The 21881-nt window shown below is 67.0% G+C and carries 27 protein-coding genes; 12 read left to right on the plus strand and 15 right to left on the minus strand.

The window, feature by feature from the left end; genetic code table 11:
• Positions 1 to 10: 10 nt before the first annotated feature.
• The 3 genes from ACZ3HV_RS09810 to ACZ3HV_RS09820 all read right to left on the minus strand — a co-directional run bounded on the left by ACZ3HV_RS09810 (position 11) and on the right by ACZ3HV_RS09820 (position 2506).
• Positions 11 to 427: a VOC family protein gene (locus ACZ3HV_RS09810; protein WP_465682671.1), complete on the minus strand. Its 417-nt coding sequence runs from the start codon at positions 425 to 427 to the stop codon at positions 11 to 13.
• 57 nt (positions 428 to 484) lie between these two features.
• The gene (locus ACZ3HV_RS09815) at positions 485 to 1426 is read right to left on the minus strand and encodes a hypothetical protein (RefSeq protein WP_465682673.1); all 942 of its coding nucleotides are present in this window, start codon (positions 1424 to 1426) and stop codon (positions 485 to 487) included.
• Positions 1427 to 1501: 75 nt separating this feature from the next.
• A complete protein-coding gene (locus tag ACZ3HV_RS09820) occupies positions 1502 to 2506 on the minus strand; it encodes a magnesium and cobalt transport protein CorA (protein ID WP_465682675.1) in 1005 nt (334 codons plus the stop codon).
• A 91-nt stretch (positions 2507 to 2597) separates the two neighbouring features.
• Here ACZ3HV_RS09820 and ACZ3HV_RS09825 point away from each other — a divergent pair, with 91 nt between their 5' ends.
• Positions 2598 to 3557 carry a 2-hydroxyacid dehydrogenase gene (locus ACZ3HV_RS09825; protein WP_465682677.1) on the plus strand — a complete coding sequence of 320 codons (960 nt, stop codon included), beginning with the start codon at positions 2598 to 2600 and terminating at the stop codon, positions 3555 to 3557.
• Here ACZ3HV_RS09825 and ACZ3HV_RS09830 read toward each other — a convergent pair.
• The 4 genes from ACZ3HV_RS09830 to ACZ3HV_RS09845 form a co-directional block, all read right to left on the minus strand.
• Positions 3547 to 4431 carry an RNA polymerase sigma-70 factor gene (locus ACZ3HV_RS09830; RefSeq protein WP_465682679.1) on the minus strand — a complete coding sequence of 295 codons (885 nt, stop codon included), beginning with the start codon at positions 4429 to 4431 and terminating at the stop codon, positions 3547 to 3549. The two genes, ACZ3HV_RS09825 and ACZ3HV_RS09830, sit on opposite strands and share 11 nt — an antisense overlap.
• 81 nt (positions 4432 to 4512) lie before the next feature.
• Positions 4513 to 5025 carry a DinB family protein gene (locus ACZ3HV_RS09835; RefSeq protein WP_465682681.1) on the minus strand — a complete coding sequence of 171 codons (513 nt, stop codon included), beginning with the start codon at positions 5023 to 5025 and terminating at the stop codon, positions 4513 to 4515.
• A gap of 5 nt (positions 5026 to 5030) precedes the next feature.
• A complete protein-coding gene (locus ACZ3HV_RS09840) occupies positions 5031 to 5903 on the minus strand; it encodes an alpha/beta fold hydrolase (protein ID WP_465682683.1) in 873 nt (290 codons plus the stop codon).
• Positions 5904 to 5964: 61 nt separating this feature from the next.
• A complete protein-coding gene (locus tag ACZ3HV_RS09845) occupies positions 5965 to 6375 on the minus strand; it encodes a VOC family protein (protein ID WP_465682685.1) in 411 nt (136 codons plus the stop codon).
• 109 nt (positions 6376 to 6484) lie between these two features.
• Here ACZ3HV_RS09845 and ACZ3HV_RS09850 point away from each other — a divergent pair, with 109 nt between their 5' ends.
• The 4 genes from ACZ3HV_RS09850 (at position 6485) to ACZ3HV_RS09865 (ending at position 10973) form a co-directional block, all read left to right on the plus strand.
• Entirely contained in the window at positions 6485 to 6856 is a 372-nt protein-coding gene (locus tag ACZ3HV_RS09850; RefSeq protein WP_465682687.1) for a VOC family protein, read from the plus strand.
• Between the two features lie 246 nt (positions 6857 to 7102).
• Complete coding sequence (locus tag ACZ3HV_RS09855) at positions 7103 to 7906, plus strand: SGNH/GDSL hydrolase family protein (RefSeq protein ID WP_465682689.1); 804 nt, start codon at positions 7103 to 7105, stop codon at positions 7904 to 7906.
• An 86-nt stretch (positions 7907 to 7992) separates the two neighbouring features.
• Positions 7993 to 8766, plus strand: a complete 774-nt coding sequence (locus ACZ3HV_RS09860; RefSeq protein WP_465682691.1) for an SGNH/GDSL hydrolase family protein — start codon at positions 7993 to 7995, stop codon at positions 8764 to 8766.
• Between the two features lie 314 nt (positions 8767 to 9080).
• Complete coding sequence (locus tag ACZ3HV_RS09865) at positions 9081 to 10973, plus strand: heparinase II/III domain-containing protein (RefSeq protein ID WP_465682693.1); 1893 nt, start codon at positions 9081 to 9083, stop codon at positions 10971 to 10973.
• 6 nt (positions 10974 to 10979) lie between these two features.
• Here the strand turns inward: ACZ3HV_RS09865 and ACZ3HV_RS09870 are convergent, their stop codons facing one another.
• Positions 10980 to 11558 carry a mycothiol transferase gene (locus ACZ3HV_RS09870; RefSeq protein ID WP_465682696.1) on the minus strand — a complete coding sequence of 193 codons (579 nt, stop codon included), beginning with the start codon at positions 11556 to 11558 and terminating at the stop codon, positions 10980 to 10982.
• 116 nt (positions 11559 to 11674) lie between these two features.
• On the opposite strand from ACZ3HV_RS09870, the gene ACZ3HV_RS09875 reads away from it, so the two are divergent.
• Positions 11675 to 12160 (plus strand): NUDIX domain-containing protein, encoded by a 486-nt coding sequence (locus ACZ3HV_RS09875; protein WP_465682701.1) that lies wholly within the window; start codon positions 11675 to 11677, stop codon positions 12158 to 12160.
• Positions 12161 to 12262: 102 nt separating this feature from the next.
• Positions 12263 to 12790 (plus strand): AAA family ATPase, encoded by a 528-nt coding sequence (locus ACZ3HV_RS09880; RefSeq protein ID WP_465682703.1) that lies wholly within the window; start codon positions 12263 to 12265, stop codon positions 12788 to 12790.
• Positions 12791 to 12794: 4 nt separating this feature from the next.
• On the opposite strand, the gene ACZ3HV_RS09885 is transcribed toward ACZ3HV_RS09880, so the two are convergent.
• Positions 12795 to 13061, minus strand: a complete 267-nt coding sequence (locus ACZ3HV_RS09885) for a nucleoside/nucleotide kinase family protein (RefSeq protein WP_465682705.1) — start codon at positions 13059 to 13061, stop codon at positions 12795 to 12797.
• Between the two features lie 449 nt (positions 13062 to 13510).
• Positions 13511 to 13786, minus strand: coding sequence for a YggT family protein (locus ACZ3HV_RS09890; RefSeq protein WP_465682707.1), 276 nt, complete (start codon positions 13784 to 13786; stop codon positions 13511 to 13513).
• 129 nt (positions 13787 to 13915) lie between these two features.
• Between ACZ3HV_RS09890 and ACZ3HV_RS09895 the strand changes: the two genes are divergently transcribed.
• A complete protein-coding gene (locus tag ACZ3HV_RS09895; protein ID WP_465682709.1) occupies positions 13916 to 14545 on the plus strand; it encodes a histidine phosphatase family protein in 630 nt (209 codons plus the stop codon).
• A 53-nt stretch (positions 14546 to 14598) separates the two neighbouring features.
• Here ACZ3HV_RS09895 and ACZ3HV_RS09900 read toward each other — a convergent pair whose 3' ends face one another.
• Positions 14599 to 15033: a VOC family protein gene (locus tag ACZ3HV_RS09900; protein ID WP_465682711.1), complete on the minus strand. Its 435-nt coding sequence runs from the start codon at positions 15031 to 15033 to the stop codon at positions 14599 to 14601.
• 176 nt (positions 15034 to 15209) lie between these two features.
• Between ACZ3HV_RS09900 and ACZ3HV_RS09905 the strand changes: the two genes are divergently transcribed.
• Entirely contained in the window at positions 15210 to 15710 is a 501-nt protein-coding gene (locus ACZ3HV_RS09905; RefSeq protein ID WP_465682713.1) for a hypothetical protein, read from the plus strand.
• Between the two features lie 14 nt (positions 15711 to 15724).
• On the opposite strand, the gene ACZ3HV_RS09910 is transcribed toward ACZ3HV_RS09905, so the two are convergent.
• The 4 genes from ACZ3HV_RS09910 to ACZ3HV_RS09925 all read right to left on the minus strand — a co-directional run bounded on the left by ACZ3HV_RS09910 (position 15725) and on the right by ACZ3HV_RS09925 (position 19247).
• On the minus strand, positions 15725 to 16486 hold the full coding sequence (locus ACZ3HV_RS09910; RefSeq protein WP_465682715.1) for a class I SAM-dependent methyltransferase: 762 nt from the start codon (positions 16484 to 16486) through the stop codon (positions 15725 to 15727).
• Between the two features lie 509 nt (positions 16487 to 16995).
• Positions 16996 to 17427: a BON domain-containing protein gene (locus ACZ3HV_RS09915; RefSeq protein WP_465682717.1), complete on the minus strand. Its 432-nt coding sequence runs from the start codon at positions 17425 to 17427 to the stop codon at positions 16996 to 16998.
• 132 nt (positions 17428 to 17559) lie between these two features.
• A complete protein-coding gene (locus ACZ3HV_RS09920; RefSeq protein WP_465682718.1) occupies positions 17560 to 18210 on the minus strand; it encodes a DUF4386 domain-containing protein in 651 nt (216 codons plus the stop codon).
• Positions 18207 to 19247 (minus strand): NAD(P)-dependent alcohol dehydrogenase, encoded by a 1041-nt coding sequence (locus tag ACZ3HV_RS09925; RefSeq protein WP_465682720.1) that lies wholly within the window; start codon positions 19245 to 19247, stop codon positions 18207 to 18209. The genes ACZ3HV_RS09920 and ACZ3HV_RS09925 overlap by 4 nt, the downstream gene beginning before the upstream one ends.
• A 95-nt stretch (positions 19248 to 19342) precedes the next feature.
• On the opposite strand from ACZ3HV_RS09925, the gene ACZ3HV_RS09930 reads away from it, so the two are divergent.
• The 3 genes from ACZ3HV_RS09930 (at position 19343) to ACZ3HV_RS09940 (ending at position 21841) form a co-directional block, all read left to right on the plus strand.
• Positions 19343 to 20008, plus strand: coding sequence for a TetR/AcrR family transcriptional regulator (locus ACZ3HV_RS09930; RefSeq protein WP_465682722.1), 666 nt, complete (start codon positions 19343 to 19345; stop codon positions 20006 to 20008).
• A 309-nt stretch (positions 20009 to 20317) separates the two neighbouring features.
• On the plus strand, positions 20318 to 20830 hold the full coding sequence (locus ACZ3HV_RS09935) for a hypothetical protein (protein WP_465682724.1): 513 nt from the start codon (positions 20318 to 20320) through the stop codon (positions 20828 to 20830).
• A 288-nt stretch (positions 20831 to 21118) separates the two neighbouring features.
• Positions 21119 to 21841 carry a DUF4386 domain-containing protein gene (locus ACZ3HV_RS09940; RefSeq protein WP_465682826.1) on the plus strand — a complete coding sequence of 241 codons (723 nt, stop codon included), beginning with the start codon at positions 21119 to 21121 and terminating at the stop codon, positions 21839 to 21841.
• Positions 21842 to 21881 lie beyond the last annotated feature (40 nt).

Below are 21881 nucleotides of genomic sequence, written 5' to 3' on the forward strand. Positions count from 1 at the left end.
CCCGCCATGACTACCAGGCGGCGGGGAGCCCTGGACGGTGGGTGCCGAAGGTCCATTCGTGGCCTTCGGGGTCGGTGACTCGGCAGCGGTAGTTGCCCCACTCGGTCATGGCCGGCTCCCAGATCGACTCGGCGCCGGCTGCGACCGCGGTGGCGTGGACGGCGTCGACCTCGTCCTGGGTGTCGAAGGCGATATAGGCACCCTGGCCGACGGTGTCGCCCTTGCGGGCCGGCCGGTCGTAGCCTTCCTCGTCGGTGAAGAGGGTGAAGGCGACCCCGCCGTACCGCATCTCGGCGTGCATGATGCCGCCCTTGTCGTCGGGGACCTCCGTCGTGGTCTCGAACCCGAAGGCCTTCTCCAGCCAGCGGAGTGCGCCGACCGCGTCGCGGTAACCGAAGTACGCGTGGAATGTAGCTGTGTTGGTCATGCCTCCAGCATCGATCGGGTAGCGGACAGGAGCTGACCGCTACCCGATCGAGGTGGATTACTTCCGGAACTGCCCCGGGCCGAGGACCTGCCAGCCCTTGGCGGCCGGGGTCTTGATCGAGCTCACCGGCATGCTGAACGTGTGCACCAGCCGGTTCGGCCGGCTGATCGCCCAGAAGGTCGGGTTCCGCGGGTTCGAGCGATCCCACGCGATGCCCTGGCCATGGACGTCCGGCAGGTCGACGGTCGCGACCCAGCGCAGCTCGGCGCCGGCCGTCGGCAGCTCCATCACATAGGCCTCACCGAGGTCGTGGCCGGTCAGCCAGAGCCGGCCGTCCGGACCCCACGAGCCACCGGAGTTCGACATCGGCTTGAACCGGTCCAGGATCGGCTTCGGGATCGTGTACGACGCCAACGGCTGGAACTTGTCGTTCAGCTTCACGATCTGGGTGTTGTAGGTCTCGCCGTACGGCTTGCCGGTCTTGTCGGAGATGTTGTCGTAGTTCGCGAACCCGGCCCACCACGCGCCGTTGCGCCAGTCGAGCCAGGTGAGCGAACCGCGGTAGATGCCGAACGAGTACGAGTCGATATGCCGCATCGTCTTGGTGTCGAACACCTCGATCGAGCTCTCCATCGGATAGTCGGAGTAGTTCGAGTGGACGGCGTACAGCTTGGTGCCGACGACAACCCCGCTGTCCATGTGGATGAACGGGCCGCCGCTGTCACCGGCGAACTGCAGCAGCGGCTCGCCGGTCCGGCGGTCGTGCTTGGTGATCGTCGTGTTGTTGACCGCATAGAAGTACTTCGCGTCGACGGCGACCGCCTGGTTCGCGTCGAAGGCGGCGTACGACGTCAGCGGCGTCGCGACGTACGACGGGGGCTCGGCGGCGACCGCCGTAACAGTAGGAGCCTGAGCCGCGGGACGTGCGGCCGAGGCGGGTGGGAGCGCAACGGCGGCCAGAACGGTCGTCGCGACGATGAGGGCGGGGAGCTTACGCATCACAACCTCCGAGGGGATGGATCTTGCTCTCCCGACCCTCGTGTCATCGTCGGAACGCCGTGTGAATCTGATGCGTCAGGTAGCTTGCCGACGGACTGCCCGCTGGCGGCGGAACCACAGGAACAGCGCCACACACGGCACCAGGAGCCCGCCGATCCCGAGCACCACGAAGTCCCACTCGGCGCCGATGTGGTCGACCAGCCAGCCGAAGTTCTGGCCGAAGAACCCGGTCACGAAGGTCAGCGGCAGGAAGACCGTGGCCAGGATCGTGAGCTGCTCGATCGTCGCGTTCTGCCGGACGCTGACCTTGGTCTGCTCGACGCCGATCACCGCCATGTTCGCCTCCAGCACGGTGGCCAGCAGGTCGCGTTGGGCGGCGACCTCCTCGTTCACCAGCACCAGGTGGTCGTGCACGTCGCGGAAGTACGGCAGCAGCTTGGTCTCCCGGGCCCCGCGTTCGACGGTCGCGAGGACGGCGAGCAGCGGGTGGACGGCCCGGTAGAAGTCGGTCACCTCGCGGCGCAGCGAGTAGATCTGTTCGGTCGGCGCGACGGAACCGGCGAACACGGTCTGCTCGACCTGCTCGATATCGCGCTCCAGCTCGGCGACGACCGGACCGTAGCCGTCCACGACCTGGTCGAGGATCGCCCAGAGCACCGAGCTCGTGCCGGTCTCGAGCAGTTCGGGGCGCTGCTCGAGCCGGATCCGGGCACCGTGCAGATCACTGGCCACGCCCTGGCGGACGGTGATTACGAACGCCGGCCCGACGAACACGCTGACCTCGCCGAAGTCGACTTCCTCGCGCTCGTCGTCGTACCGGGCGGTGCGCAGGATGACCAGCTCGACGTCGCCCTCGTACGGCTCCACCTTGGGGCGCAGATGGAACGTCTGCGCGTCCTCGACGGCCAGCTCGTGCAGGCCGAAACTGTCTCTGACCTGTTTCAGTTCGTCGGCGGTGGGCTCGAACATGCCCAGCCAGACGAACCCGCCCGTCTTGCAATGGGTTGCGGCGTCCTCGACCGACATCGCCTCGACGTGCTGGCGGAGTCCGTCCCGGTAGTAAGCGCAGTCGATGATCATGGCTGACCTCCTCCCCCGATCGTCGTACCGACAGCCGACAGGAAATAGGGTTGGGCGGGAAAGCGGCGGTGAACACCGGTGAGGAGAACCCGTGGGACAACCAGTGGTACTGATGCCCGGACCGATGCACCCCGCGGTCGCGGAGGGTCTGGCCGATCACTGTGAGTTGATCAGGCTCTGGGAGGAGAGCGACCCGGACGCCGTCCTCGCCGCGCGCCGCGACGAGATCGTTGCCGTCGCCACCGGTGGCACCCTGATCGACGGCGCGTTCCTCGACCGGTTGCCGGCGGTCCGGCTGGTGGCCAGCTTCGGCGTCGGCTACGACCGGATCGACGCGACCGCCGCCGCCGAGCGCGGCGTCGTGGTGACGAACACGCCCGGCGTGCTCGACGACGAGGTGGCCGACACCGCCCTGGGTCTGCTGCTGATGACAGTGCGTGAGCTGCCGCAGGCCGAGCGGTACCTGCGCGAGGGCAAGTGGCAGAGCGGCTCGTACCCGTTGACTCGGGCAACGATGCACGGCCGCCGGATGGGCATCCTCGGCCTCGGCCGGATCGGCCAGGCGATCGCGGACCGGGTCGCGCCGTTCGGCATCTCCGTCGCCTACCACAACCGTCGCCGCAAGGACGTCGGCTACCGCTACTACCCGTCCCTGGTCGAGATGGCCCGCGACGTCGACGTCCTGATGATCGTGATCCCCGGCGGCGACAGCACCCGCCACCTCGTCGACGCCGAGGTCCTGGAGGCGCTCGGCCCTGAGGGCATCGTGATCAACGTCGCCCGCGGCTCGGTGGTCGACGAGCAGGCCCTGGTCGACGCCCTGCGAACCAAGACGATCCTGTCGGCCGGACTGGACGTCTTCGAACACGAGCCCGAGATCCACCCGGACCTGCTGACGCTCCCGAACGCCGTGCTCCTGCCGCACGTCGGGTCCGCCACGATCCCCACGCGAACCGCGATGGCGAACCTGGTCGTGGACAACCTGCGTAACTGGCTGACGCACGGTACGGCGCTGACGCCGGTCCCCGAATCGGCGGGGCTCAGCGGCTGAGGGTGACCTCCTGCTCGAGTCCGGACAGCTTGTGCGGATTGCGAACGACGTACATCCCGCTGATCAGTCCGTCCTCGACGCGCAGTGCCATCACGCTGTCGAACTCTCCCTCGATGCCAAGGAGCAGCGCGGGCTGACCGTTGATCTGGGTGAGCCGAGTCCGCGTGGTGGCCAACCGGCTCAGCCCGGCGCCCAGCAGGCTCGCCACCTGGTCGATCCCCACGATCGGCTCGGGGAACGCCTGGACGACACCGCCACCGTCGGCGAGGAAGACGACATCCGGAGCGAGTACGTCGACCAGGCTCTGCAGGTCGCCGGTGTTGACGGCCCGCTGGAAGGCCTCGATCGCGTCCCGGGTCTCGTCGGAGGAAACGGTCCCCCGCGGCCGGCGCGCGGCGACGTGTTCGCGGGCCCGGTGGGCGATCTGGCGGACCGCGGCCGGCTTCTTGTCGACGGCTTCCGCGATCTCGTCGTACTCCAGACCGAAGACCTCACGCAGGACGAAGACCGCCCGCTCGGTCGGCTTGAGCGTCTCCAGGACGAGCATCATCGCCATCGAGACGCTGTCGGCCAGCTCGATGTCCTCGGCCACGTCCGGCGTGGTGAGCAGCGGTTCGGGCAGCCAAGGACCGACGTACGACTCTCTGCGGCGGCCGAGCGTTCGCAGCCGGCCGAGCGCCTGGCGGCTGGCGATCCGGACCAGGTACGCGCGGTGATCACGCACGGTGCCGAGATCGACGCCGACCCACTTCAGCCAGGTCTCCTGCAGCACGTCCTCGGCGTCGGCCGCCGAGCCGAGCAGCTCGTACGCGACCGTGAACAGCAGGTTGCGATGGGCAACGAACGCCTCGGTGGCCTGGTCGGTGCCGGTCATGGGTGGCTCCTTCGCGCCGTCGATGGGGTCACCCACCCGACGCCACAGCCCGCCGATTTGTGACATCCGCGCCGAAATCGTTCATTCGGCCGCGGGGAGGTCCCAGATCCGCTCGGTGGTCCAGGCGTACTCCCAGGCCTGGATGTCGGGGGGCTCGATGCCGAGGCCGGTGAGGATGGCGCAGACCTGTTCGCGGTGGTGGTTGGCGTGGTTGATCGCCTGGGCGATGAAGATGCCGACCCTCGTTCCGCGGGTGTTGTTGTCGACGATGATCACGCGCTCGACGTCGATCGGCTTGGCGAGGAAGTCCTCCCACACCGCGCCGGCCTCGTCGTTCCAGCGCTCGAGCTTGTCGAAGTCCGGCGTCTCCTCGCTGTCCACGAAGTCGAGCGGGGTGTCGGCGATCCGCCGGACGTAGCCGCCGTCACACCGGACGATGTGGTCGAGCGTCGCCACGATCCCGCCGTACGTGCCGACGCCGGTGATCTCGAGCTGCTCCGGCGTCAGGTTCTGCGCGCGACAGAACTGGATCAGGCTCTTCGTCGCCCAGTTGTTGTGCCGGATCGGGTCGTACAACACGTCGTTGAGTCCCATGCGGGTCACGCTAACCGCAAAGCGGTGAGGATCTCCTCCCAGTTTTCGTGCAGTACGGCGAGGTGCGTGGTCTGCTCGCGGATCACCAGGGTCGCCCGCGGGATGCGCTCGGCGAGCCAGTGTCCGTTGCGGACCGAGGCGTTCCGGTCCAACTCGCCGTACCAGAGGAAGGCCGGGCACTCGATCCCTTCCGGGCCGAAATCCCAGGCGCGGAAGGAGATCGCGGCGTCGCGGAGATAGCCGGCCGGGTTCACGAGCGCCTCCCGGATCGAGGCGGCGATCGCACTCCCGGAATCTGGCGGGCGCGAGAGAAGCTCGGCATCGCGGGGATCCAACTCAGCGAGGAAACGGCGTACGAGCGCGGCGTCGTCCTCGGCTTCGGGATCCAGTTGGGCGACGTACGCCTCGAAGTCGGCGCGCATGGCGTCGACCGCCTCCTCCGGTGTCGACCTGGCCAGGCGAGCGAAGAACGCTTGGCCCGCTGAGTCGAGGTCGTCGCGGTGGTACGGCGGGTCGAGCTCGGGCACACTCGCCGGAGCCGCGGCCACACCGACCGCGGTCACACGCTCCGGGTGGCGCGCCGCGCACGCCAAGGCGTACGGGCCGCCGACCGACATGCCGAGCACGGCGAAGCGCTCGATCCCGAGCTGATCCGCCACGGCGACCAGTTCGTCAGCCACCGACTGGTGGGTCGAGGCGTCGGCGTCGGACTCGCCGTACCCAGGGCGATTCACCGCGACCAGTCGTACGCCGGTACGCCGAGCGGCCGCATCACCGGCGTACGCGGCGTGCCTGGTGTCGGGGCAGCCGTGCAGGAAGAAGACCGGGACGCCGTCCCGTGCTCCGCCGTCCCATCCCTGCACCCTCCGCCCGTCCACCAACCGCAGGGCGAACGAGCCGGCGCGCCCTGGATCGAGCGCACCGGCGTGCCGCCTACCGTCAACTGGGCGCGGCGATGTTCACCATCCAGTTGATGCCGAACTTGTCCTGGACCATGCCGAACTCGTCGCCCCACATCTGCTTCTCCAGCGGGACCGTGACCTTGCCGCCCTCGGACAGCTTCTCGTAGTAGCCGCGCAACTCGTCGCCGTCGCCGCTGAGACTGATCGAGATGTTCTCACCCGGGCTGTACGGCATGCCCTGCGGCGTGTCGGCCGCCATCAGCGTGAAGCCGCTGGGCGTCTCGAGCTGGCTGTGCATCAGCTTCTCGTCGTCCTCCGGACCGTGGCTCGCGCCGAACTCCTTGAAGGTGTTCGACGCCACGTCACCGCCGAAGACCCCCTGGTAGAACTCCATCGCCGCGCGCGCGTTGCCGTCGAACTGAATGTATGGATTGAGCCGTGACGCCATCAGAACTTTCCTTCCCCCAAACCTGGATACCGCTCTTTGCCCGCACAGTAGACCCGCCCACCGACAGTCCGCGACCCCTCGCCGGCTCCGCTGCGGTTAGGGTCGCGCCATGATCCTGCGACACATCACGATCGATGCCGGAAACCCGTACGAACTCGCGCAATTCTGGAGCACCGTCACCGGCTGGCCACTCGGCGACGACGAGCCCGGCGACGACGAGGTGCTCGTGGTCGCTCCGGCACCGGTCCCCGGCATGCTGTTCATCGCCGTCCCGGAGTCGAAGTCGGTGAAGAACCGGGTCCACATCGACTGGGTCCCCACCGAACGCACCCGCGACGAGGAGGTCGAGCGCCTGCTCTCCCTCGGCGCCGCCATCCACGAGGATCACCGCCGCCCCGACGGCCCCGGCTGGGTCACCCTGAAGGACCCCGAAGGCAATGAGTTCTGCGTCGAGCGCAGCGAAGCCGAACGCACCGCCTGACTCTTCTCGCGCGCACCCCGCGTGATCGCCTCACTACGCACAGCCCCACCTGAACCTCCCCGGCGGTTGGGGACACCAGGTAGGTAAGAATTGCGTGGTTACCGTCCGGGCCGTGCGGGCTACGGAGTGCGGTTCGGGACAACCAATCGGGGGTGGTCCGCATCTGAGAAGTGGACGCATTTCAACGGTTTCCACGGTTCATCGCGTCAGGAGGGGTAAGGGGACTGTGCGAGGGGGGTACTGGGGGTGCTGAAGCGCAGGCTCCGCGAGTTCGTGATCGAGCCGGGGATCGCGATCGTCGTCACGTGTACGGTGCTCGCGATGATCGGCGGACTGATGGTCCTGCTCGAGCCACGCTCGACGAGCGCCGCGCCGACGACGACCAGCATCACCTCTGGACCCGCCATCGTCGCAGCCGGCCGGTACGGTTCGGGCACGCTCGACCCGTGGCAGAACCTGCTCCGCCGGATCTCACCTGAGGACGAGATCCGCGACACCCTCACGTTCAACGGGGTCTTCCTGTTCGGCGACAGCATCGCCGTCCAGGACCGGCCGGAACTCGAGAAGCTGCTGGCGGACCGGACCGGTGACTCGATCGCCGCCCACAGCTGGTCCGGTCAGCCTGCGTCGGCGGCGGTCGACGCCCTCGCGGACTGGTCGCGGACCTACGGCCTGCCCGGGCGGATCGTGATGGCGGTCGGCAGCAACGACATCTTCGACCCGCCGGCGTTCGGAGCCCAAGTGGAGCGGGCCATGGAGATCGCGGGCCCGCAGCGGACGGTGTACTGGGTGGACATCGAGGTCAGCCGGTTCCGCCAGTCCGTCGAGGTGCAGGCCGCCGACCGGGCCAACAGTGCCTGGCTCAACCAGCAACTGGAAGAGGCCGCGGCGCGCCACCCCAACCTCCGGATCATCCACTGGGCGGAGTTCCTGAACTCGCAGCCGGACGGGTTGACCAAGTACCTGCGCGACGGTGTCCACACGACCGAGTCGGTCGGCCGCGCCGCGCGCAACGAACTGATCGCCGATGCGCTCCAAGGGCATGTCTGATGCCCGAACCGGTCGGTGAAAATGGCAACCTCCGTGCTGCCGTTCGCGTTATCAGGAGGGGTACGGCGTCACAGGGAGGTCCGCGCATGTTCCGGGATCACGCGCTCGTCACCGCTCGCAGCGGGGCGACGTCCGCGGTCATCATCGTGGTGCTCACCGCGACCCTGCTGACGCTCATCCACCTCGAGTCCCCCGCCGCTCACGCGAAGGCCGCCGCGCCCGCGGCGACAGTTGGCTATGGATCGGGCATGCTCGGTCCCTGGCAGGCCAACACCAAGGTGATCTCCAGCGCCGCCCACGTCGAGCACGTCGTCCGGACGAACGGGATCGTCCTGTTCGGCGACAGCATCGCCGTACAGGATGGGGCGGCGCTCGGGCGACTCCTGGCGAAACACCTCGGTACGTCGTTCGCCGAGCACAGCTGGTCCGGCCAGCCGACCTCGGCTGCCGTCGACGCCATGGCCGCCTGGGACCGTGTGTCCGGGCTGCCGCACCGGATCGTGATGGCGGTCGGCACCAACGACATCTTCGATCCACCGGCCTTCACGGCGCAGCTCGATCGTGCGATGCGGATCGCCGGGCCGGACCGGACCGTGTACTGGGTGAACGTCCAGGTGTCGCGGACCGATGTGCCGGCCTCCGTGCAGGCGGCCGATCAGCGCAACAGCGAGTGGATCGACCTCCAACTGCTGCAGGCCCGGTCGCGCTACCCGAACCTGCGCATCGTGCCCTGGGCCGAGTTCCTGGCGGCGCACCCCGAGCGGATGCGGACCGACCTGCGCGACGGCCGGCACACCACGGTCCCGGCCGGGCAGAACGCCCGCAATGCCCTGATTCTGCAGACGATCCAGCACAGCTGATCTGCCCTTCCGGGCAAGGCAACCGGAGTCGTCGATCCGACACAACCTTTCAGTGGCACACGACATCTATACAGACAGAGGACCAATCCGGCCTCTCGGGGGAACCGACGGGCGGCGGACCTGGAAGTGGAGTGACCGGCACCACGTTCGACGCCGGATGCAACGTTTGACAGGCCGCCCGACGTTTTGTGAGAAAGACCGCCTCGAGTAGCGGAGCTACGAAAACCACCTGACCTACACCCGGGGACCCGTCCGTCCCGAATTCAGGTCTAGGCCAGAACAGGCACGCCCTGGGCGTGCGGTGAGGACGAACGATGCCCGCGAGACATCAACACAGGGCCGGAACGACGCTCCGGCTCGCGATCGCCGTTGCTGTGAGCGTCGCCGTACTGGCGACCGTCCTGATGATCCCGTGGGGCGGTTCGGAGCCCGAAGCGGCGCCGGACCCGACCGTTGCCCGCACTCCTGAACCGCCGACCGCTCCCGTGACGCCGCCGAAGCGGTACGCCTACACGTGCCCGGCGTACAGCGGGATCGACAGCACCAACCCGGTGTCCAACCTCTACCGGGACACGTTCACCTGGGGTACGACGCCGCCGTACAAGGTCGGGGACGGCAAGGGGAACATCAACTGGCGGGTGAACCCGGACAAGAACCCGAGCTGGTACATGTGGCTGCACTCGCTGCGCTGGCTCGGCAAGGGAATCATTGCCGGCGGCAAGGGTGATCGGCGGGCACTGCAGCGGGTCAGCACCATCGCGCACGACTGGGTGACCGACAACCCGTACTCGTGGAAGTCGGACGCCGGCGCGTACGAGTCGACCATGCACCGCACCAACGTGCTGATCTGCTTGCGTCAGGCAGTCTTGTCCGGGCTGCACGTGCCCCGGCTACCCCTGGAGTACGCCTGGCTGGACAAGGCGCTGCTCGACCACGCGTGGTTCCTGCAGAAGAACTACAGCGGCGACTGGAACCACGGCACCGACGAGAGCCTCGCCCTGTTCGGTGTGGGCTGCACGCTCGGGCGGAGCGATCTGAAGAAGCTCGCAGCCGATCGGCTGACCAGTGCGATCAAGACCTCGATCGACACGCAGGGCTCGACCAACGAGCAGTCGACGGCGTACGCGCAGTTCAACTACTCGCTCTGGGGCCGGGCGATCAACGTCCTGGAGCAGTGCGGCGTCGACCCCGGTACGACGATCAAGGCGCGCCGGCGTGAACTCGCGAAGTGGCTCGCGCTCGCCACCAACTCACTCGGCACCCTGCACCAGATCGGCGACTCCGAGGTGGTGCGCACGGCTCCGGTGCCGGGGACAGTGCTCGAGTACGCCGGGACGCTCGGCGCACAGGGGATCCGGCCGACCCAGCGGGTCGGGATCTTCGACGCCGGGTACGTTTTCGGCCGCACCGGGTGGGGTGAGACGAGACCGTTCACGCAGGAATCGACGTACAGCATCAGGTTCGGACCGGCGCGGAAGCTGCACGGGCACGATGACCACACGTCGATCACCTACACCTCGCACGGACGCGACATCCTGATCGACGGCGGACACGCCGGCTACAAGGTGGACGACTGGCGGCGCTGGGCGAAGAGCGAGTTCTCGCACAACGAGATGACGGTGTTGTCGACGGCAACGGCCAACCCGGTGACCAAGCTGATCCGGTCGTCGATCTCGGATACGTCGGAGTTCTACGAGTTGCAGGACTCGCTGGGTGCGGGGATCGATCGGACTCGTGGTGTGCTGGTCCTCAAGGATCCCGACCTGATGGTGGTGCTGGACCGCGGTACGTCGGCGTCATCGGAGGACTACCAGACGTTGTGGCATCTGCCGGAGGACCAGAAGGTGGTTGTCAACGGCAACGCAGCGGTGGCTTCTCGCGCCGGCGACCGGGTCAAGACCACGCTGCTGCAGATCCCGTTCCAGCAGGCGACCACACCGATCCAGGTCGCGACCGGCCAGAACGATCCGATCCAGGGCTGGCACTACACCACCATCGACAAACGCCGCCCGGCGCCAGTGGTCAAGTTCGCCCGCTCCGGCCGCAGCGCGACGATCCTGTCGGTCATCGCTCCAACCCGCAGCAACGCCGCTGTCACCTACACCACAACCCAGCAGGGCTCCCGCCTCCTCCTCAACCTCAAGGTCGACGGCGTCAGCACCACAGTCGCCATCTCGCCCGACGGCACCCTCGAGCGGATCAAGTAGCCCGGGTCAGGTGGTTTGGGCGATGCGGGGTCCGACGGGCTGCCAGCCGGCGGGCGGGTCTTCGCCGACGCGGCCGTCGACGGCTTCGCGGAGGAGGTCGGCGTGCCCGGTGTGGCGCCCGTACTCCTCAATGAGATCGCAGATGAGGCGACGGAGGCTCGGATGCCGCCCATCCGGCCAGGAGATATGCGCGAGCTGATCAAGCCCACCATCAGCCAGCGCCGCAGCCACCCGCTCACGCGAGCGACCAACCGCACCATCCCACAGCGCGTAAAGCTCCTCGGGCGTGTTCTCGACCGCGGAGTTGAACTCCCAGTCGTTGTCGTCCCGCCACCCGTTGGAGTCCCAGTGCGGGTCCATCGGCTCACCCCGGAACTTCACGGTGAACATGTAGTCCTCGTTCGCGGCGAGGTGTTTCACCAACCCACCAAGGGTCATCGACGAAGCCCCGATCCGCACCTGCATCCCGGCCGCGTCAAGCTCGTCGACCTTCCACCGGAACGTCGTACGCAACCGATCCAACGCCCCCAGCAGATGCTCAACCTCGTTCCCAGCCAGCGGCGGTTCCCACCAAGTCTCAGTCATACCGTCACCGTAAACCCAATTCCGGACACTCCCCTTCCGGAACCGTCATTCCCCCCGCCGCACGCGCACGAGTGGAACCGCCGGCCGCGAACCTGAGCCGTGGTTGGGTGGCGTGCGTGACTGAGGAGGTTCATTTCACCGCGATGCAGCCCACCAAGCGGATGGCTGCTGATTGTTTGTTCACGGATGAAGCGGGCCGGGTGCTGGTGGTCGAGCCGACGTACAAGGCGACGTGGGACCTGCCCGGCGGCTTGGTCGAGCGCGATGAGTCGCCGCGGGCCGCCGCTCAGCGTGAGGTCCGGGAGGAGATCGGGCTCGTCGTGGAGCCAGGTGAACTGCTGGCCGTGGACTGGGTCGCGCAGTCGGGCGACTTCACCGAGATCGTCGCGTTCCTCTTCGACGGCGGCGTACTGGCGCCGGCCGACATCGACCGGATCGTGCTCGACCCCACCGAAGCACGATCCTTCAGGTTCGCCATTCTCGACGAGGCTGGGCAACTACTCGACGCCGGACAGTTCGCCCGGGTCGCGGCTGCCCTCGAAGCCAGGGCGTCCGCGACGACGACGTACCTGGAGAACGGCTCTCCCTCTCGCTCCAGCTAAACAGCGCGGCCGAGCGACGTACCGGCCGCGTCCTCCGGCCCCGGCAATCCTGTCCGCAAATCGCTTTGCCACACGCAGGTACTGGGCGACATCATCGGTGGGGTGCCAGCGTCCCTCGTGCTCTCGGGCCCTCCCGGCGTCGGGAAGACGTCCGTCGGATGGCGGGTCTTCGACCGCTGCACCGACCTCGATGTGAAGCCCGCCTTCGCGGACCTCGACCTGCTCGGCGCCGCCTGGCCGGCGCCCGACGACGACCCGCACCAGTCACGACTGAAGGCGACCAACCTCGCGGCGGTGTGGTCGAACTACCGCCGAGCCGGCAGCCGTCGCCTGATCATCGCGGGCGTCGTCGAGAACCTGCTCGAGCGGCGACAACTCGAGGACGCGACCGGCGGACCAGTGATGATCTGCCGCCTCGACGCCCCGGACACCGAACTCGCCCAGCGCATCCACGGCCGCGCGCGCGAGACCGGTACCGGCCTGGCCCAACTCGTTGCCCGCGCAGCCGAACTCTCCGCCCAGCTGATCGCCGACGACGTCAGCGACTACGCGATCAATACTGCCGGCCGCACCATCGACGACATCGCCGACGAAGTCCTTACGCACTGGCAAGCAGACGCACCCCGCTGACCACTCAAGCGGCCGGCGGATCGAACTTCCGTACGACGGGGTGCTGCGGGTCGGTGTTGTCGACAACGACATGCGCGGCCGCGGCCGGATCGTGCTGCTCCTGATAGCGCCGGTACCCGGGGAGAAAGTTGGTCGTAAGGCTCCGCAACGTCGCCTCTTCACCCCCGAACCGCTCGCTGTCCCGAGCGACTCCCCGCCGCAAGATCTCGTCCTCACGGGCGTACAGGTAGACACCCAACTCCCAGTACGCCACAAGCGCCCGCTGAAGCACGAAAACTCCATCGAACAGCAAGACCGAGTCAGGAGCGGCGACCTGGACCGGAGAAACCACCTGTAAGTCAGCACCCTCGTCAAAGGTGACGGTGCTGTAGCGACGGTCGCCACCCGGCCCGAGAGGCACCAGCAGATCGCTGACGACGGCTTCGTTGTCGAAACAGTCATCAAAGTACCCACCCGAGGGTGCAACGCTCGGCTCCTTGGACCTACTGACGGGCGTACTCACACCAGGCCGCGGTCTCGCCGCATCCGGAAGCCGATACCCATCGATCCCGGCCCGGATCACCGGCCGGTGGGCACTCACCAGACGCGCAAGCTCATCAGCAAGGGTCGTCTTCCCAGCCGCATCCGACCCATCAATCCCCACTCGCACCGGATGCCCCAGCGCCCGCCCCAGAATCACCCCGACAAGCTGCCCGAGCAAACCCTCCCTAGTCACTGCCGCTACAGGCTGAAGGCGATCGAGCGCACGATCAGCGCGCCGATGAACACCGCTGTGAACGCCAGATCGATCGACAACCCGCCGGCACGCACCGGCCGCAGCACACGCCGCACCGGCTTGATCACCGGCTCTGTCCAGGCATGCGTCAGCTCGCGGGCCCGGCTCGCCCACTGAGGTCCGTTTGCCAGAACACCCGACCAGTCCAGCACCATCCGCACGAGCAGCAGCAAGATGAACGCCGTCAGGGCGTACCCGACCAGGGCTCCGATGAAGCTCATGATCAACTCCTCCGTGATGGCCACACTGGCCCTCTCACCAGTATCAACGCTGCCAGCCACCTAGGAATGTCCCCGTCACCGTCTTCTTAGCCGACTATCAGCTCCGTACCCAGCCTTCGGAGGAGGGTCATGAGACACATCTACCTCGTCACGCATCCCGAGGCGCAGCATCACGTTGACGGCATCGTTGGAGGCTGGCACGACTCAGCTCTGACAGCCCGCGGCCACCTGCAGGCCGAACGCATCGCCGAGGTCCTGGCGAGCAGAATCGGACTCCAGCCGGTCGAGGTCTACTCCTCTGATCTGCGTCGAGCCGGCCAAGCGGCAGAGCGAATTGCCCGGAGGTTCCGCGTCGAGGTTCAGACTGATGCACGGCTTCGCGAGAGGTCCAACGGTGAGGCTGACGGGCGTCCCCAAGCGTGGCTCGCCGAGCGCCGCATCCCACTTCCGGAGTACGGCGACCGACTCGGCCACCACGACGGACCAGTTGGTGCGGAGACCCGAATGGCACTGGTCGAACGTCTGTACCCGGCCCTCGATGACATCCTCCGTCGACCAGTCGCGAACCAGATTGTGGTGTCTCACGGGTCCGCATCGAGCTATCTGATCGCGGCCTGGATCGGCATGCCGATGGCATCGACAGACCGGGCCTTCTTTCCCCTGACGTCAGGCAGTATCACCACCCTTGTCCGCAACGACACCCACTTCAGCCATCAGGTCGTATCGCTGAACGAGACCCACCACCTGCAAGGTCTTTGAGAGCGCGCCAGTCGTCCGCCGGGTGATCTGCGACAGGGCGGCGTTGTGGCTGCTCAGTCGAGGCAGAACTCGTTGCCTTCGACGTCCTGCATATTTTGGCAAGACTCGTTGACGCCGTCGGCGACCAGTAGCTGGCCGCGGACCGCGCCGAGTTTGATCAGTCGCACGCATTCGGCTTCGAGGGCGGCCAGCCGCTCTTCACCCACAAGCCCGGTGCCGACCCGCACGTCGAGATGCACGCGATTCTTGACGACCTTGCCTTCGGGAACGCGCTGGAAGAACAGTCGCGGGCCCACACCTGTGGGATCAACGCAGGCGAACGCCGAACCCTGACTCTCAGGCGGCAGCGAGCGATCGAACTCGGCCCACGTGGCAAACCCCTTCGGTGGCGGCGGTACGACGTACCCCAATACCTCGCACCAGAAGCGAGCGACGCGCTCAGGTTCAGCACAGTCGAAGGTGACTTGGAACTGCTTGACCGATGCCATCGGTCCACCATAGAGGCGCAGTCGTTCATCATCTCCTCGAGCCCGCTCCTTGCGCGCGCCGTAAATGACTTACGGCTTGCGGGCGGCAGATGTAACGTGCTTTCGTGAAGGAACTGAGCTTCCGCGGGAAAGACCGGTACCGGCCTATCTGGCCAATACTTTCGATTCTGGGACTCGTGCTGATCGGTGAAGCGGTCTATGCCTTCTATCGACTCGGCGGCGTCGTGGGTGCCTGCTGGCTGGTGGGCGTGACGGCCGTCTACGTCGGCGGAGGCATCGGGGCGGCATTCCGGAGCTGGACCACGGTCGGTCCGGCCGGAATATCCACCTGCTGGGGCCTCGGACGGCGTGGCCGTACCTATCCCTGGCAAGAGATCCGGTGGCTCGACATACGGCAGACCAACACTCGAGCCGGGACGATCCTCGCGGCCCGGATCACCCTCGCGGACGGGCGGCGGCGCTCGCTGCCTGCTCTCCGGGACGGTGGCATGTACCCCCAACCCACCTTTCACGCGGATTTCCGACAGGTCCGCAAGTGGTGGGAGCTGAGCACGGACCCGGCCGCACGGTTCCCACTGCCAGACACGTCGTCGAGCCGGGTGACACGCACGGTACTCGCCGTGTTCCTGATTCTGCTCATCCCGACCGCCGTCGTACTGGTCGTCTTCGGTACCTAGAGAATCGGGCCGTGCTACTGGCGGCGGCGGGCGAGGTGGGCGGTGATCTCGGCGTCGATTTCCACGGTTTCCGGGAGGACCCGGAGGATCCGGCGGAAGACCTCGTCTCGGTCGGCGGGCGGGAGGATCACGTACGCCGAGACCGTCGAGAGTTGTCCGATGTAGTCGTGGGCGCTCATCGTCAGGCGCCGTTCGATCACCGGCTGCCGGACATCGGTGAACCACTCGGACTGCTGGAGCTCCGTGCCGGGCCATTGCATCGGGCGATCCGCGGGTGTGCCGTCGGGCGACGGGATGCCGTCGCTCTCCACGTACGGCGCACGTGCCGCGCGCGCCGCCTCCATGAGGGCCGGGTCAGCCAGCTGCATCGGTACACCGAACGAGGCGAACACGCCACCGGGCTGGACGAGTGCGGCCATGCGCGCCCACCGGCCTTCAGGGTTGGTCCAATGGAGCGCGGCAGCCGAATACACCAGCTCGTACGACGAATCCGCCGGCAGGTCCTCGAATGCGGCCTGCACGGTAGTGACGTTTGCCGGCACGTGTTTGCGCATCTCCGCGAGCATGTCCGCGTCGGGCTCGGTCGCCCTGACCGCGATCCCTCCCTGCGCGAACAGGCGCGTTGCCTTGCCTGTCCCGGCGCCGATCTCGAGAGCGGTCCGGATCGGCCCACCGGCGTACGCCATCACCAGATCGAGGAGTTCCACGGGATACCCGGGCCGGAACCGTTCGTACGCCTCCGCCACCGCCCCGAAGCTCAACCCCCGCACAACCATGTCGGCATCCTGGCACCTTTCTACGCCCCAGCGCTTGCCATTTTCCCCCGCCGAAGAGCGGACGCGGTTGGGTTGTGTGTCGGGCGGACCTCGAAAGAATTCTTGGGAGACGATGTCGATTCAGGGGTGATGGGTTCGACGCCGGGGTGAGTGGCTGCCCACCGGAGCCGCCGAAGCATCAAGGAGAGCATGATGGGAGTGCCGCCAGTCGCGGTCATTCCTTGGAATCGTCACGAGGTTCCGTGAGTCGAGACACGTCGTCGGGCGGACCAGCGTCGAGCATGTCGAGCATTCCCGGGTCCACATGCTCGTGCGCATCCCGGTACCCGTACCGCCCGAGCGATTGCGCGTCGCGAGCGCCTAGGCGTCGCAAGCGATCGGGGGCTCGACCGTTGCCGCGCGCCGCGGCAGCCCTCGGCTCGGCTCATGTGCCCTGCTCGATAGTGCTGAGGCCGCGGTGCTTGTTCACGACGCCGGCGGCGTGGGCGCTGAGGACTCTCGCGGCGGTGTCAGGTGGTTGTGAGGTGCGACCGCACGTCGCGGACTCCGGCGATGCCCTCGACGGCCTTGACGATCTCGGCTTCGGCCTCGTTGTTGGGGACTTCGCCGTGCAGGATCACCGTGCCGTTCTCGACTGTGACGTGCACACGTGGCATGTGGAGCCGCTTCTCCAACGACCCGATGCTGGAGCGCACGCGGTCGGCCAGCGTCGCGTCGTCGACGTTGGCGTCCGGGTGGCGCCGCAGCGTGTGGTAGGCCATGCCCTTCGCCTGGCCGGCCAGATGATGGCCTCGGCGGCGCAGGTCCGCGATGGTGCTTTCGGCTCGGCTGGATCGGCGCAGCTTGTCGATGCCGACCTTCGCTCCGACTGCGGCACAGGCCGCCGCGGCGATCACGAGCAGTTTGCGCATGATGATCATCGCCTTCAGCGCGTTCGTCACTGTCTCGGATCCCATTGTGCGCCGCGAGGGCCCCACAAGGGAGGCCTGGGCGATCGGCTGGACAACACCGGCGAGGCCCTGGCGGGTCGATTGCGGCCAGGCAACGCCGGCCGTCGGCCGCCTCCAACTGACTCACGAGCCGTCCTTGACGGTTGACGGTGGCCGAAAGCCCTTGGTGATCAACCAGATCGGCACGATCAAGAACTCGAACAGGCCGCCTGGAGCCAGGAGAACCTGCCCTGCTCCCTCATTCATGTCTACAACGCCAGCGAGGTCGAGCGGCACTCCTATAGAGAGCGCGGCGTAACCGACGAGACCGAGCACGGCGATCGGCCGAGGCACTAATCGTGAGACGAGGAGCAGGTAGGTCAGGATCAGGCCGCCGATACCGGTCGGAACGTAGACCCACAGTAGGTGGTTCGGGACGACCTGCAGCTGGGTCAGCAGATAGACACCGCATGCGGCAGAGACGGCGAACTCGATGATCCTGAGGATCGGATACCAGACGGCAAGACTTCGATCGACGTCTTTCAAGACTTGATACATCAGCAGGCCGATGCTCACGACGGCGATGCCGGAGCACATCATCAACAGGACGCCGACCGTCGGCGCAGCTTCGTTGGCGCCGTCCAGGAAATCCTGGATCAGGGACGTGCCGACCATGGCTGTGACCATCTGGACGACGAACAGGGAGCCGACCGTGGCGGCAATGGCTCGCCTGGACATGAAGTCGCGTCGGCTTGAGCTGCCGGCCGTGCTCTGTACTGTCGTCTGCGTGGTCATGACCGTGCGTCCTCACTGGGAATGGTGATCGCGACCTTGCCGCGCACTTGGCCGGCCTCGAGGTGACGCATGGCGTCGGGCACCTGGTCGAGCGGGTAGATCCGGTCGATCCTCGGCGCCACCGTGCCGGCCTCGAGGTGCTCGGCGAGCCGCTCGAGGTCGCTGCCGCGCTCCTTGGAGGCAAGCATCGTCAGCCGCTGACGCACGAACGGCGACACCAGCGGTGCTCGCAAGGTTCGGCCGAAGCCGCCGGTCCAGTTGCCGCCTTCCTCGCCGCCGACAATGACGGCCGTCCCGGTGGTCGTGAGGGCGCGTCGAAGGCGCGACAGGGTGGGGTTGCCTCCGATGTCGAGGATCAGGTCGTACTGATGCTGACCGTCGGCGAAGTCGTCCTGGGTGTAGTCGAGGACGTGGTCGGCGCCCAGGGACCGCACCATGTCGAGCTTCACGGTGCTGGCCACGCCGGTGACCTCCGCCCCGAGCGCCTTCGCCAGTTGCACAGCGTAGCTGCCGACACCTCCAGACGCCCCGAGGATCAGCACCTTCTGTCCACGCCGGACTCGGCCGACGTCGCACAGGGCCTGGATGGCGGTACCTGCTGAGATCGGGAGGACAGCAGCCTGCTCGAACGACAAGCCGGCAGGTTTGTGGGCCAGCTTCTCTTCCAGCACCGCCGCGTACTCGGCGAACGAACCTCGGGACATCCCGTAGACCTTGTCGCCGACCGCGAACTTCGTCACTGCGGAACCTACGGCGGCGACCGTGCCGGCGACATCGATCCCCGGTACCCGGTTCTTCGGCCGGCGGAATCCGAACCCGATGACGCGGAGCAGGTAGGGCCGGCCGGCCATCATGTGCCAGGTGCCACGGTCGAGGCCCGCCGCGCGCACACGCACGAGAACCTCGTCGTCGGCGATCTTCGGGCGGGCCGTTCGCGTGTGGCGTAGCACGTCGACCGTGCCATACGCGTCTTGCACGACGGCCTGCATCGAGCTGTCGACGGCGGGCGGGCCCGTCGCGGTGTTGTGCTTCGTCATGTCGTTCCATCCCCCTGAGTTGTCGTACTAAGTACGGCTACGATAACGTACTAAGTACGAAAGCGTCTACGGCCCGAAGGAACCATGGAGGATCGATGCCCGCTCGAGGCACCAGCACCCGATCTCGTCTCAACCGTGAACGAGTCCTGCAGGGCGCCGTCGCGGTCGCCGACGCCGGCGGCGTCGGTTCGCTGACCATCCGGTCTCTGGCTGCGGAACTGGGAGCCAAGCCGATGTCGGTCTACCACCACGTCGCGAACAAGGACGAGATCCTCGACAGCATCGTCGACATCGTCTTCAGCGAGATCGAGCTGCCGAAGATCGGCGGTGACTGGCGCACCGAGATGCAGCGGAGGGCCGCTTCGGCCCGCCTAGCGCTGCGGCGCCACCCCTGGGCCATCGGCCTCCTCGAGTCGCGAACCAATCCTGGCCCAGCGACCCTCAAACACCACGATGCGGTCATCGGCACACTTCGCGGCGCCGGGTTCTCGATACCGATGACGGCCCACGCGTATGCACTGATCGACGCCTTTGTCTACGGGTTCGCCCTGTCCGAAGCATCCCTGCCGATCAACGGACCGGACACCATCCCCGAGGTCGCCGGGCAGATGATGGCGCAGTACGCCGCCGAAGAGTACCCGCACCTCGTCGAGTTCTCCGTCGAGCACGTCATGAAACCCGGCTACGACTATGGCGAGGAGTTCGAGTTCGGGCTCGGCATCGTGCTGGACGGCCTCGCGCGATCGCTCACCAGCGGTTAGTTGGCCCCCAACCGCGTCGGCTCTCGACTCGCGGCCCTCCGACGTCGAGCACCGTTCATCGGATGTGTCTACCTCCGACCGCCGCCCCGGTTTGCGACGCGTGTCTCGCTGTGCCAGAGATTCCAGATCGCCGTGAACGGTCGAGCCACAGGCGGCAGGTACTTCAGTGCTTCGCCTCGCGAACGGTAACGCCCATCGTCCTGCGCTGGTGAACAACAAACCATTCACATCGCGCCAGGCGCCTCACCCTGCCACTTGACAGAAACTCACTCCATATCAGCTGAGTAAGGCTACTCGATCACCTGGGCGGTGACCGATTCGGCGACCGGAAAGCCGTACGCGACCCGCTTCGCGGTGATGCTCGGCGTCGACAGCCAGTGCGTCGAGTCCCTCACCGGACAGGTCCTGCGCACCAGTTCGAGCGGGACCGTCACCAAGGCATATCCGGCGTCGGCCGCGGAAGCCGTCAACTGCCTTCGGATCCCTGGCAAACCGTTGGACATCGGTGGTCTGGGAATCGTCGTCGCCCGGCCCGGGATCGTCTCGGCGACGCCGTCGAAGACCAGCGCACCGGTCGGGACGATCGTCCCGGTCAACGGCAACGTCCTCGGTTCACCGGCAGCTTGCAAGGTGACTTTGCAACGCCTGTACGGCGCGTCCCAATGGCGTGGTGTCAGCGCCGCCGCGATCCGGCAGAGCGGGCGGTTCACCGTGTCCGCGCAGCCGGCGTACAAGGGCCTGATCCCGTACCGGGTCTACTTCCCGACCTGCTACAACTTCCACTCGGGCGTCAGCAAGGTCTTCTACATCCGCGGCCTCTGATCCAGCTGTACGACGACCGCCCGGCGACCAGCTCCCCGGTCGCCGGGCGATCCGGTGCGATCCTTGTGCATTTCGCGGCCCGGGTGTTGCTGTCTCCATTCGTCGCTCTCCGATCATGGACAGGCTCGCTTTCGGGGCACATGCTGAGGCGAGCGGTTGCTTATTGCGCGCAGTGGTCCCCAGGGCCGCCACAGTCCGTGGCCGTGCTTGGGGGCGGTTCGCGTGGACACAATCAGTAGTCATCAAGGCAGCAACGAGGAACCCGCTCTATCCGATGCCGCAACGCCTGTGGCGGCTGGGGGACGACGTAGAACCGCTCGAGTTGCGGGGATCTTGTTCATCGTGTCCACGGTGGCCTTCATGGTCGCCGCGACAGTTTTGTCGATGACGTTCGACTGGCCCGACATCCTGCGGCAACCCGCGGATGTGGTGCTGCCCGAGTATGCGGACGGCGGGACAAGTCTGGTGTGGACCTGGTTCGCGGTCGCATGGACTTACGCGATCCTCGGGGTGGCGATTCTGCTGCTGCCGACCGCGGTCGCACGCCGTGGAGACACGGCATTGCGAGTGGCCACGTATCTGGGGGCTGCCTCTGTCCTGTTGTCGCTGATCGGGTTCCTGCGCTGGGTCTTCGTCGTTCCGCCCTTGGCCGACTCCTACATGACTGGTGACGAAAGCACTCGCGCGGCGGTAGCGGCTGCCTGGACCGCTCAGCACCAGTACGGCGGTGCCCTGCTCGGCGAACATCTCGGACAGCTCCTCGCCATTGGCTGGTCGGTCACCGTCAGCGTCATCATCCTGCGGTCCCGTGTGATGCCCGTCTGGGTCGGCTGGCTGGGTGTGCTCGCGAGCGCGCTGTACTTCGTCAATCAGGGCGACATCCTCGCTACTGCTGTTCCCGGATTCCCCATCTGGGACTTGGGCGGCCTGCTCGGCAGTTACCTGTGGGGGTTGTGGCTGGTTGTGATCGGCCTCATGCTGCTACGCCGGCTGCCCAGCGAAGCTCACTGACACGGTGGCCGGGCCTTGGCCCTGACTGCGAATCGAAGGA

It is taken from the genome of Kribbella sp. NPDC020701 (assembly GCF_055562215.1).